This window comes from Acrocarpospora corrugata, from assembly GCF_009687845.1.
In the GTDB taxonomy this organism is placed as follows: Bacteria; Actinomycetota; Actinomycetes; order Streptosporangiales; family Streptosporangiaceae; genus Acrocarpospora; species Acrocarpospora corrugata.
This window is the reverse complement of record NZ_BLAD01000041.1, coordinates 111,432-123,180: the sequence shown is the minus strand read 5'-3', so window position 1 is coordinate 123,180 and position 11,749 is coordinate 111,432. Positions and strand designations below refer to the sequence as shown.

Below are 11,749 nucleotides of genomic sequence, written 5' to 3'. Positions count from 1 at the left end.
ATGTTCTCCCACGTTCTCCTGGTGCTCGGCCTGCTGGCACCCCAGCAGGCCGCCGTCGCCCCCACCTGGTTGGTTCAGAAGACCTCGGGCATCGGCAGCGCCAGCGCGCTCCTGGACGTGTCCGCCAGCGGCCCGGCCGACGCCTGGGCGGTCGGATACGGGTGCAGCGCCGAGGACCGGGAGGGTTGCGCCGCGATCCAGCGCTGGAACGGCCGGTCCTGGCGCAAGGTCACGGGGATCAAGTCGCCTCCGTTCCACGTCGACGGCGTCAGCGCCGCCTCCCCCGGCAACGTCTGGGCGGTCGGCAACGGCGTGACCGCGTGGGCCGGGCACTGGAACGGGCGCGCCTGGACCTCCTACCAGCCGTTCGGCGCGGCCGAGCACAACAGGATCAGCGACGTCGCGGTCTCCGGGCGGCCCTGGTTCGCCGGGACCACCACCGACAACCGGGCCGTCGTGCTCAGCTGGACCAAGTCGGGTGGATTCACGACCGTGTTCACCAACCCCGGCTCGCTGAACGCGATCACCGCCAAGAGCGCCACCGGGGACGTCTGGGCGGTCGGCTCCACCGGCACCCAGCCGATGATCGTGCACGGCTCGAACGGGCGCTTCGCCGAGCACTGGTTGCCCAGCATCCCGGGCGGCGTGCTCACCCGGGTCTGGCAGGCCGCCGAGAACGACGTCTGGGCGGTCGGCTACACCGGGAGCACCTTCGCCTCCGCCAAGCCGATCGTGCTGCGCTACGACGGCAAGTCGTGGCGGCAGATCGCCATCCCGGTGACGAAGGGCAGACTGACCGGGCTGACGAGTGACGGGAGCGGCCAGGTGTGGGCCGGCGGCGTCGACTTCGACAACGGCGGCCGGGTCCTGGTCATCCGGCTCGGCGCGGGCAGCCCGCGAGCGTCCTGGAGCCAGGGACTGGACATCCCCCGGCAGCGCGACTACGACCCCCAGACGGTGACGAGCGTCTCCCTCGCCCGGATCCCCGGCACCCGGCACGGCCTCTGGGCGGCCGTCGCGGCCGGGGGCGGCGACTTCCAGCGGCACTTCCTCTTGCGCCGCAGGTGAGGAGGTGCCGCAATAACCGTGGCTGAACGACCAATACCGGAAACAAACCCGGACTTTGCGCGAAACATGGGTTCTCTACCCTCCGGTCATGGCGGACATATTCGACTCATATGCCCTGGCCGATGCATGGGACGAGATGTTCGAGCGTCCGGGCGTGCCCCGCGCCCCTTACCAGGGGCTCTTCGCCGCACTGCAACCCCTCGGAGCCGATGAGTTACGGTTCCGGGCCGACCAATTGGCCCGCGTCTTCACCGACCGCGGCGTCACCTTCGACTACGCGGGCGAGGAACGGCCGTTCCCGCTCGACCTGATCCCGCGCGTCATCGACGCCGCCGAGTGGGACCTGATCGCCCGCGCGGTCCGGCAGCGGGTGCGCACCCTGGAGGCGTTCCTCGCCGACGTGTACGGCGCCCGCCAGGTCTTCCACGACGGGATCGTGCCCTGGCGGCTGCTCCAGTCCTCGCCGCACTTCCACCGCACGGCCGACGGCATCCGCCCGGCCAACGGGGTCCGGGTGCACATCGCCGGGATCGACATCATCAGGGACGAGGCCGGGGACTTCCGGGTGCTGGAGGACAACGTCCGTACCCCCTCGGGGGTGAGCTACGTGCTGGAGAACCGGCTGGCCATGATGCGGACGCTGCCCGCCCTGTTCGCGGGGCCGGGACGGGACGGCGTCGGAGCCGAGCAGCGGGTGCGGCCGGTGGACGAGTACCCGCCGCGCCTGCTGGCGGCCCTGCGCAAGGCCGCGCCGGGCAATGTGACCGACCCGACCGTGGTGGTGCTCACCCCGGGCGTCTACAACGCGGCCTACTTCGAGCACGCGCTGCTGGCCCGGCTGATGGGCGTCGAACTGGTCGAGGGCCGGGACCTGGTCTGCGAGAACAACCGGGTCTACATGATCACCACGCACGGCAAGCGGCCGGTGCACGTGATCTACCGGCGGGTGGACGACGACTACCTGGACCCGCTGCACTTCCGGGCCGACTCCACGCTCGGCTGCCCCGGCCTGCTGAACGCGGCGCGGGCGAACACGGTGACGATCGCCAACGCGGTCGGCAATGGCGTCGCCGACGACAAGCTGCTCTACACCTACGTGCCGGAACTGATGAAGTACTACCTGGGCGAGGAGCCGCTGATCGGCAACGTCGAGTCCTACCGGCTGGCCGACCCCGACACGCTCGAATGGGCGCTGGAGCGCCTGGACACGCTGGTGCTGAAGCCGGTGGACGGCGCGGGCGGCAAGGGCATCGTGATCGGGCCGAGGGCCGAGCAGCAGACTCTGGAGGCGCTGGCCGAGACCGTGCGCGCCGACCCGCGCGGCTGGATCGCGCAGCGGCCGGTGATGCTGTCCACCTCGCCCGCGCTCATCGGCGACCTGCCCCGGCCGCGCCACATGGATCTGCGCCCGTTCGCCGTGAACGACGGCGACGACGTCTGGCTGCTGCCCGGGGGCCTCACCCGGGTGGCGCTCCCGGAAGGAGAACTGGTGGTCAACTCCAGCCAGGGCGGCGGCTCCAAGGACACCTGGGTGCTGTCCGAGCCGGGCCCCCGGACGGCGCCGCCCGAGCCCACCCCCGCCCAGGTGCACTGGGAGCCCACCAGGAGCGCCGCCTGGGACGGCGAGCAGTGACCCGCGAGCTGCTCAGCCGGATCGCCGAGACCCTCTACTGGATCGGCAGGTACGTCGAGCGTTCCGACGACATCGCCCGCCTGCTGGACGTCTCCCTGCACCGCGCCCTGGTCGGCGACGAGGACTGGGCCGCCGTCTTCGCCACCCTCGGGCACGTGGGCGCCGAGTCGCCGACCACCGAGGTGATGGTCCAGCGCCTGGCCTACGACTCCGACACCCCCGGCTCGATCGCCGGCTGCGTCCGGGCCGCCAGGGAGAACGCCCGCGGCGTCCGGGAGATCGTCTCCAGCGAGGTGTGGGAGTGCCTCAACGTCACCTGGAACCAGCTGCCGCTCCGCCAGGTCGGCGCGGAACGCCTCGGCCCGCACGGCTACCTGCGCTACGTGCGGGAGCGGGCGGCGCTCTTCTTCGGCCTGGCCGACGCCACCATGAGCCGCGACGACGGCTGGCGGTTCATCGTGCTCGGCCGCAGCCTGGAGCGGGTGGACATGATCGCCCGGCTGCTCACCGTGCACCACGAGCCCGGCCACGCCGCGAACTGGCGGCTGCTGCTGGAGGCCTGCGGCGCGGACGAGTCGTTCGCCAGGACCCATCGCGGCGACTCCCGCCGGGTGCTGGAGTTCCTGCTGCTGGACCGGCTGTTCCCGCGCTCGGTGATGCACGCGCTGGCGACCGCCGAGCAGTGCCTGGCCGAACTCACCCCGGACCACGACCGGGCCGGCATGTCCGACTCGGCCCGCGCCGCGATCGGCCGGGTCCGGATGAGCCTGGAGTACGCGGACGTGGCCGACCTGGACGACCAGCGGCCCGAACTGCTGACCGCGCTCCAGGCGGTCTGCGTGATCGCGTCCGAGGCGATCACCGACCGGTTCTTCCAGCATGTGTCCTTGGGGGGAGCGACGTGGCAGACGGCTGGCGTGTGAGGATCCGGCACCTGACCCACGTGGAGTACGAGGGCGACGCGCAGTCGTCCTACAACGAGGTCAGGATGACGCCGCTGGACGACCGCGGCCAGACCACGCTGGACCAGCGGCTGACCATCCGCCCGGCCACCCCGGTCTGGACCTACCGCGACTACTGGGGCACCCAGGTCAGCGTCTTCGACCTGCCGATGGGGCACCGGACCCTGACCATCGAGGCGGTCAGCCGGGTGGAGACGTCCGGGCCGCGCCCCCGGGCCAAGCCGCTCAGCTGGGCCGAGCTGCGCAACGTGGACGGGCCGATCGCCGAGTACCTGCGCCCGACCGAACGGACCGCCATCCGCCCCGGCCTCGCCACCGCCCAGGTGCCGGGCCGCGACCCGCACGAGGCGGCCGAGGCGATCGCCTGGGCGGTGCACGAGCGGGTGGAGTACGTGCCGGGCTCCACCGGCGTGCTGACCAACGCGCAGGAGGCCTGGGACCGGTGCGTGGGCGTCTGCCAGGACATGGCGCACGTCACCGTGGCGCTGCTCCGCGCCGCCGGGCTGCCGGCCCGGTACGTCTCCGGCTACCTGCATCCGCACCGGCACGCGACCATCGGCGAGACGGTGCTCGGGCAGAGCCACGCGTGGGTGGAGTACTGGGCCGGGGACTGGGTCGCGCTCGACCCGACAAATCAGACATATGTCGGCGAATCACACGTGGTGGTAGCGCGTGGGAGAGATTACTCTGACGTACCCCCTTTGAAAGGTATTTACCAAGGCCCACCTGCGGGAAGACAAGTAGTAGAGGTTGAAGTGACCCGGCTGGCGTGATCTTGGCGCATTTCTGGGAAGGCTGAGACCAAACGATGAGAGGAGCGCCTCTGTGAAAAGGGTCCAGATCGTTCAGCGGCCTCGGCCTCCACGCCGTCCCGTCCCCATCGACCTGCGCACCCCGTCCGGACGGATACTTCCGTTCTAACCGCGCGGCAGCCGTCCTACCTGCGTGTCTTACCGTCCCGGGCCAGCGCGTAACACCGGTCGAATCCCTCCAGCACGGCCGGCCACGAGCAGCGCACCGGCGCGGTCTCCCGGTTGTGCTCCGCGATCGAGGTGCGCAGCCGCGGATCCCCGGCCAGCCTGGCCACCGAGCCGACCAGCTCATCGAAACTGCGGCCGAGCAGCCCCTCCTTGCCCGGCCTGACGAAATCCGCCACTCCGCTCTGGGCCCGAGCCACCACCGGCACCCCCGCGGCTCGGGCCTCCAGCGCGGCCAGCCCGAACGACTCGCGCGGCGCCGGCGCCACGAACACGTCGGCCACGGCCAGCAGCTCGCGGATCTGCTCGCGGGTGTAGCGGCCCGGCATCTCCACCCAGTCCATCCGGTGCGCCGCGAGATAGCGCTCCATCGACCCCCGGGCCGGGCCGTCGCCGACGATGGTGGCCCGGATGGCCACCTCGGCGGGCACCCGCGCCCGCGCCGCCGCCAGCAGCTTCAGCAGCCGGACCGGCTGCTTGCGCGGGGCCAGCCGCCCCACCGCCACGATGTGCACCGGATCGCCGGACGGCACCGGGCCCGCCGCGCCCCAGCCCGCCAGGTCCAGCCCGTTGGAGACCACCCGCACCGGCACCCGGGGGCCCGCGACGGCCCGGATCGGCCGGGCCGCGGCCTCGCTCACGGCGGTGGCCACCAGACCCCAGCGCGGCCAGCCGCCCAGCGCCTTCAGCGCCCGGTAGAGGCCCTGGGTGACCGGATCCCACATGCTGTGCACGGTGACCACGGTCGGCAGCCCGGCCCGGTGCGCGGCCCGCACCCCCATCCAGGCGAACGGCGAGACCGCGCCGGTGTGCACGTGCACCACATCCGGCCGTAAGGCCGTCATCAAGCGGATCAGATGGCCGGTGCCGCGCGGGTGAACCGGCAGGTCGAACGGCATCCGGGCGACCAGCCTGCGCACCCCTGGCAGGTCCTCCCCCGTCGTGGCGGTGGCCACCACGACCTCGTGGCCGGCCTCGCGCTGACTCCTGATCAGGTCCGCCACCTGCACCTCGATCCCACCTAGCCGGGGCAGGTAACAGTCGCTCACGTGAAGGATCCGCACCCGAGCCAGCCTAGCTGTGTCTATGGCCGCGCCTCCGGCACGGCGGGCTTGGCCGCCCCTTAGCCGGTGTCTTCCCTCGTCACTCCGGCCGCTTCGCGACCTGCGTTCCTCAGTCCAGACACCGGCGCGGCCAAGCCGGGACATATGACTTACGGCGCGGAGGTTGCCGGGAGATGGAGGTGGGGGGATCCATGGGATCATGGGGTGCGTGCAGACTGCGGTGTTCTTTCACGCTCATCCCGACGACGAGGCGCTGCTGACGGCCGGGACGATGGCCATGCTGGCCGCGGAGGGGCACCGGGTGGTGCTGGTGGTGGCGACGGCCGGGGAGCGCGGGCTGGCCGAGATGCCGCACGGTGACGAGCTGGGCGCGGTCCGGATGGCCGAGTTGTACGAGTCGGCGGCTCGGCTGGGGTGCGCCCGGGTGGTGCGGCTCGGTTACGGGGATTCCGGGCTCGGGTCCGACGGCGGCGTCGTGGACGAGCGGCCGGCCAACGCGTTCATCGACGCCGACACCGAGGAGGCGGCGCAGCGGCTGGCCGCGATCCTCAAGGAGGAGGCCGCCGAGCTGCTCACCATCTACGATCCGGCCGGCGGGTACGGGCACCCCGACCACGTCATGGTCTACCGGGTCGGCACCAGGGCCGCCGAGATCGCCGGGACGCCCATCCTGCTGGAGGCCACGGTCAACCGCGACCCGCTGCTCACCGGCGTCAGGCTGGCCGCCAGGTTCTACCCGCAGCTGGACGTGCGCTCCTTCGAGAGCGCCTACTCGGCCGGCGCCGACATCACCCACCGCGTCAACGTGCGCAGGCACGCCAAGGCCAAGCGGGCCGCGATGGCCGCGCACGCCACCCAGACCGCGGGCGGCGACGGGGACCGTACGCTGGGGGCGATGCTGCGGATCCCCGCCCCGCTCTTCCGCTACGTGTTCGGCACCGAATGGTACGTGCGCCGCGGCCTCCCGCCGGGGACCCGGCTGAAGCATCCGTTCGACCAGCCGAGCTGAGGGGGAACGTGAACAAGTGGCTGCGGGCGGGCCTGTCGGCCGCGTCGCTGGGCCTGGCCGTGACCCTGATCGTGTTCCTGCCGCGCGTCGTCGGCGGCCTGACCGGCAAGCACGTGTCGTGGACCGAGATCGGCGCGCTGTTCGGGCGGCTGGACTGGAGCGCCGTGCTACTGATGGCGGCTGTCTGGCTGGCCAGCCTGCTCGCCTACAGCCACGTGCTGACCAGTTCGCTGCCCGGTCTGAGCCACCTGCAGGGCCTCACCCTGAACGCGGCGGGCAGCGCGGTCAGCAACCTGCTGCCGTTCGGCGGCGCGGCCGGGGTGGCGCTCACCTTCGCGATGACCAAGGGCTGGGGGTTCCCGGTCCGCTCGGTGCTGGTGCTGACGCTGGTCAGCGGGATCTGGAACACGCTGTTCCGTTTTATCCTGCCCGCGGTCGGCATCCTGGCCCTGGTCGCCTCTGGGCAGGCGATGAGCCCGACCGTGGCGCGCGCGGGCTGGGCCGGCGGGGTCTCGATCCTGGTGCTGGTCACGGTCGTCGCGGTGGCGCTCTACTGGGACCGGGCCGCGGCGCTGCTCGGCCGGGGCATGGACGCGCTGCTCCGGCTGCTGCCGCACCGGTTACGCCCGGCCGAGCATTCTGCCTCGGCGGCTCTGGACCGGCTCAGGGCCGACACCGCGGGGATCGTGCGGACCCGGTGGCCGGGACTGTCGGCCGGCATGGTGCTGTTCCTCGGCCTCCAGTGGCTGATCATGGTGCTCTGCCTGCAGGCCACCGGCGCCTATCCGGGGCTGGCCCAGTCGATCGCGGTCTTCGCGCTCAGCCGGGTGCTGACCACCGCGTTGATCACGCCGTCCGGCGCCGGGATCATGGAGGGCGGGGTGGCCGCGCTGCTGATCACCTTCGGTCAGCCGGCCAGCGGCGCGACCGCGGCGGCGCTGCTGTTCGGCTTCTGGACGTACACAATCGAGATCCCGTGGGGGGGTCTGGCGCTGGGCGGCTGGGCGATACTCCGTAAGCGGGGGGACAGCCTGCCGACCGAGGCGGAGCGCGCCCCAACATCGTGATCTTGCGGGACAATTGACGATCACGATTGCGATAGTGAGGATGTCGGCCATGTCGAGAAGCTTGTGCACAGTTTGGCGGCGCGCATAGCGTGGCGGCTGACATGAGCAAGGTGGTCTTCCGGGTCCTGGGACCGGTCGAGGCGTACGACGCCGACACCGAGAGCGAGAACGAACTCGACCTCGGCGGCTTGCGGCAGCGGGCCGTACTGGCGCGGCTTCTGGTCGCCCGCGGCCAGGTCGTGCCGGTGGACACGCTGATCTTCGACCTGTGGGCGGACGACGCCGCCAAGGGCGCTCAGTCCGGCCTCCAGGTGTACATCTCACGGCTGCGCCGGGTGCTCGAACCCAACCGGCCGCGCGGCGGCCCCAACCGGCTGCTGGTCACGGTGGCGTCCGGTTACGCGCTGCGGGCCGCGCCCGAGCAGGTGGACGCGCTCAGGTTCGAGGCCACCGTCCGGGCCGCAGGGGAGCGCCTGGACGAGAACCCGCACACCGCGCGGGCCCGGCTGGAGTCTGCGCTGGGGCTGTGGCAGGGCACGCCGTACTCCGACTTCGCCGACCAGTCCTGGGCCGAGGCCGAGGTGACCCGCCTCAACGAGCTGCGCCTGGTGGCCAGGGAGCGGCACGCGGACGCGGGCCTGCGGCTCGGGCTGCATGCCGAGACGGTGCCCGACCTGGAGGCGCTGACCACCGAGAACCCGCTCCGCGAGGAGGGCTGGCGGCTGCTCGCGCTCGGCCTGTACCGGTGCGGGCGGCAGGGCGACGCGCTGGCCGCGCTGCGCAAGGCGCGCAACATCCTCGCCGACGAGCTGGGCATCGACCCTGGCCCGGCGCTGCGCAAGATGGAGTCCGACATCCTGGCCCAGGACACCGGCCTGGAGCTGGCGGTGGCCCCGCGCCGGCCGGAGAGCACGGCCAGCTGGCCGCCCCGCCCGGTCGAGGTCAGCGCGGTCCCGCCGCTGGAGCCCGAGCCGTTCGTCGGCCGCGACGCCGAACTGACCACGCTGGCCGCCGCCGCGCCCCGGGCCAAGTCGGGGCGGCTCACCATCGCCGTGCTCAGCGGCGACGCGGGCGCGGGCAAGACCACACTGCTGGGCCGGCTCACCGGCCAGCTGGAGAGCCACGGCTGGATCGTGGCCGGCGGCGCCTGCCCGGACAGCCCGGCCACCCCGCCCGGCTGGGCCTGGGTGGAGGTGCTGCGCACGCTGATCGCCCGCCGCGGCGCGGGTGAGTACGGCGCGCTGCTGGCCCCCCTGCTGGACGACCACGCCCCCGACACCGGCGACGACGAGACCTCCGGCGGCTTCCGGCTGCACCGCGCGGTCGGCGGCTTCCTGTCCGGCGTCGCCCGCGAGGCCCCGCTGCTGCTCACCCTGGAAGACCTGCACTGGGCCGACGACCAGACGCTGGCCCTGCTGCGCGCGCTGCCCAGCCTGCTCGCCGCCAGCCGGGTGCTGCTGGTGGTGACCTGCCGGGAGAACGAGCTGAACGACCCGCAGCAGGACGTGCTGGCCGCGCTGGCCCGGCTCGGCCCGGTCCGGGTGGAGCTGGACGGGCTCTCCCCCGAGGACACGGCCGCGCTGGTCCGCGCCACCTGCGTGCGGGACGTGGAGGACGAGGTGGTCGCCGCGATCGTGGAGCGGACCGGCGGCAACCCGTTCTTCGTGATCGAGACCGTCCGGCTGCTGGAGACCGAGCAGGACATCTCCGAGGTGCCGTCCGGGGTGCGCGACGTGCTGCGGCGGCGGATCGCCCGGCTGCCGGAGAAGGCCCAGCAGATCCTGCTCCAGGCCGCCGTCATCGGCCGGGACGTGGACGTGGACGTGCTGGTGGACATCTCCGGCGACGAGGACCTGGTGGTGGACGCGGTCGAGGCCGCGCTGCTGGCCGGCCTGGTCACCGAGCCTGGCCCGAGCCGGCTCAGGTTCGACCACGGCCTGGTCCGGGACACCCTCTACTCCGACGCCTCCCGGCTGCGCCGCTCCCGGCTGCACGCCGCGGTCGCCTCGGTGATCGAGAAGCGCAACCCGGGCGACGTGGCCGCGCTGGCCCACCACTACGACCTGGCCGGCACGGCGGAGACCGCCGCCAAGGCGGTCCGCTACGCGGGCCTCGCCGCCGAGCAGGCCGAACGCCGTTTCGCGCACCGCGAGGCGGCCTCCCAGTGGGAGCGCTCGATCGCCGCCTTCGACCGGGCCGGCGGCAGCCAGGGCAAGGACCGGCTGGAGCTACAGCTGCGGATGATCCGGGCGCTCGCGCTCTGCGGCGACATGGCCGCGGCCCGCTCGCACCGGCGGGACGCGATGGACGTGGCCCTGCCGCTGGGCGACCTGGAGCTGACCGCCCGGGTGGCCGCCGCGCTCGCGGTGCCGCACAAGGGCATCGCCCGCGACTTCACCAGGACCGCCTGGGAGATCGTCGACGTCACCGAGAAGGCGCTGCTGGAGCTCCCGCAGGGGGAGCAGTCGCTGCGGGCCAGCCTGCTGGCGACCCTGGCGCTGGAGCTGGAGGGCTCGGCCACGCCCCGGGGCGAGCAGGCTTCGCTGGAGGCCGAGGAACTGGCCAGGGCGAGCGGCGATCCCGGCCTGCTGGCGATGGCGTTGAGCGGGCGGCTGCGGCAGTCGTACACGATGGCGCAGGTCGACGAGCGTGAGGACATCGGCAGGGAGCTGCTCCGGGTGGGCGCGGAGTCCGGGCAGATCGCGGTGCAGACGCTGGCCCATCTGGTGCTGCTGGAGTGCGCGGCGGCCCGCGGCGACTTCGCCGAGGCGGACCGGCAGCTGGCCAGGGCGGAGCGGCTCGGCCAGCAGTACGACCTGTCCGCGCCGGCCGCCGTCGGGGCCTGGTACGCGGGGCAGCGGCTGATGATCTCCGGGGACTATCCGGGGGCCGAGCGCGCCTACCGGAACGCGGCCAGGCTGACCGCGCGGGCCGGCATGCTGGAGGGCCGCCAGGACCTGCCGCTGATCGCCACCTTCTGCCTGCACCTGGTGCGCGGCCAGGCCGCCGACATGGTGGACGCGCTGGAGGAGGCCCACCAGCGCGGCGCCAAGTGGACGCTGGACGCGTACGCGGTGACCCTGGCGTCCGCCGGGCACCTCAGGGACGCCAAGGTGATCGCGGCCACCAGGGAGCCCGTCCGCGGCGACTTCCTGTACGAGCTGGCGATGACCTGGCGGGCGCTGGCCGGGCTGCTGCTGGACGACGCCGACCGGATGCGCGAGGCGTACGCGGCGTTGAAGCCGTTCAACGACAGGATCGCGGGCGCGGGCACCGGCGTGGTGGCGCTCTGGCCGGTGGCCAAGACGCTCGGCGACCTGGCCGTGAAGCTGGGCTTACCTGAGGCGACCGGGCACTACGAGAAGGCGCTCGCGGTGGCCAGGCGGGTGGGCGTGCCCCGGTGGGTGACCGAGGCCGAGCAGTCTCTCAGCAGCTGACCTGGAACTTCTGGCTGCGGTAGGTCTCGCCGTCGACGGCGAGCACGGCCCGGTAGGTGCCGGGGTTGGCGACCACGCGCGGGTTCCAGCGCACGGTCCTGGCGTCGCCGTCGGCGAAGCCGCCGGAGGTGACCAGGTAGTTCTGCCAGGCGCGCTGGTTGTCGCTCCAGCGCTGCAGGGTCCAGTCGTACATGACGCCGTCGGGGGCGGCCGGCACCAGGGTCTGCACCTGGTAGGAGTTGTCGCAGCCCGGGTCGCCGGCCAGCGCGGCCACCGAGACGAGGCCGGCCGCCGGTGCGGGCAGGGCCTCCTCGACCGGCAGCGAGCGGGCCGACAGGGTGATGGTGCGGACCGGCTCGGCGGGCGCGACGTGGGCGATTCCCACGCCCACGTACGCGCCGATGGCCGCGAGCGTGGCCAGGAACAGCTTGGCGGCCGTGCCGGTGCCCCCGGCCAGGACCGGCATGATGTCGCCTCTTGAACTCATGATCTTTCCTCCCGCTACGCTCGTACTAAGAAGTACGCGCGAGCG

At 72.8% G+C, this 11,749-nt stretch carries 9 protein-coding genes; 7 read left to right on the top strand and 2 right to left on the bottom strand.

Features of this window, described 5'->3' with window-relative positions:
• The 4 genes from Acor_RS09045 (at position 1) to Acor_RS09030 (ending at position 4,436) form a co-directional block, all read left to right on the top strand.
• Positions 1-1,068, top strand: a complete 1,068-nt coding sequence (locus tag Acor_RS09045; RefSeq protein WP_155336114.1) for an NHL repeat-containing protein — start codon at positions 1-3, stop codon at positions 1,066-1,068.
• Positions 1,069-1,156: 88 nt separating this feature from the next.
• Positions 1,157-2,701 carry a circularly permuted type 2 ATP-grasp protein gene (locus Acor_RS09040; RefSeq protein WP_155336113.1) on the top strand — a complete coding sequence of 515 codons (1,545 nt, stop codon included), beginning with the start codon at positions 1,157-1,159 and terminating at the stop codon, positions 2,699-2,701.
• The gene (locus Acor_RS09035; RefSeq protein ID WP_155336112.1) at positions 2,698-3,624 is read left to right on the top strand and encodes an alpha-E domain-containing protein; all 927 of its coding nucleotides are present in this window, start codon (positions 2,698-2,700) and stop codon (positions 3,622-3,624) included. Before Acor_RS09040 ends, Acor_RS09035 begins: the two co-directional genes overlap by 4 nt.
• Positions 3,621-4,436 (top strand): transglutaminase family protein, encoded by an 816-nt coding sequence (locus Acor_RS09030; protein ID WP_246238519.1) that lies wholly within the window; start codon positions 3,621-3,623, stop codon positions 4,434-4,436. Before Acor_RS09035 ends, Acor_RS09030 begins: the two co-directional genes overlap by 4 nt.
• 164 nt (positions 4,437-4,600) lie before the next feature.
• Here Acor_RS09030 and Acor_RS09025 read toward each other — a convergent pair whose 3' ends face one another.
• Complete coding sequence (locus Acor_RS09025; protein WP_155336111.1) at positions 4,601-5,704, bottom strand: glycosyltransferase family 4 protein; 1,104 nt, start codon at positions 5,702-5,704, stop codon at positions 4,601-4,603.
• Positions 5,705-5,912: 208 nt separating this feature from the next.
• Between Acor_RS09025 and Acor_RS09020 the strand changes: the two genes are divergently transcribed.
• The 3 genes from Acor_RS09020 to Acor_RS09010 all read left to right on the top strand — a co-directional run bounded on the left by Acor_RS09020 (position 5,913) and on the right by Acor_RS09010 (position 11,217).
• A complete protein-coding gene (locus Acor_RS09020) occupies positions 5,913-6,713 on the top strand; it encodes a PIG-L deacetylase family protein (RefSeq protein WP_246238518.1) in 801 nt (266 codons plus the stop codon).
• An 8-nt stretch (positions 6,714-6,721) separates the two neighbouring features.
• Complete coding sequence (locus Acor_RS09015; RefSeq protein WP_246238517.1) at positions 6,722-7,780, top strand: lysylphosphatidylglycerol synthase domain-containing protein; 1,059 nt, start codon at positions 6,722-6,724, stop codon at positions 7,778-7,780.
• Positions 7,781-7,881: 101 nt separating this feature from the next.
• Complete coding sequence (locus tag Acor_RS09010; RefSeq protein WP_155336108.1) at positions 7,882-11,217, top strand: ATP-binding protein; 3,336 nt, start codon at positions 7,882-7,884, stop codon at positions 11,215-11,217.
• On the opposite strand, the gene Acor_RS09005 is transcribed toward Acor_RS09010, so the two are convergent.
• A complete protein-coding gene (locus Acor_RS09005; protein WP_155336107.1) occupies positions 11,207-11,704 on the bottom strand; it encodes a hypothetical protein in 498 nt (165 codons plus the stop codon). The genes Acor_RS09010 and Acor_RS09005 overlap by 11 nt on opposite strands.
• Positions 11,705-11,749: the final 45 nt, after the last annotated feature.

Excerpts from the sequence above, each read along its gene's own strand:
- Acor_RS09045 (WP_155336114.1), top strand. The coding sequence starts at position 1 with ATGTTCTCCCACGTTCTCCTGGTGCTCGGCCTGCTGGCACCCCAGCAG.
- Acor_RS09040 (WP_155336113.1), top strand. The coding sequence starts at position 1,157 with ATGGCGGACATATTCGACTCATATGCCCTGGCCGATGCATGGGACGAG.
- Acor_RS09010 (WP_155336108.1), top strand. The coding sequence starts at position 7,882 with ATGAGCAAGGTGGTCTTCCGGGTCCTGGGACCGGTCGAGGCGTACGAC.
- Acor_RS09005 (WP_155336107.1), bottom strand. The coding sequence starts at position 11,704 with ATGAGTTCAAGAGGCGACATCATGCCGGTCCTGGCCGGGGGCACCGGC.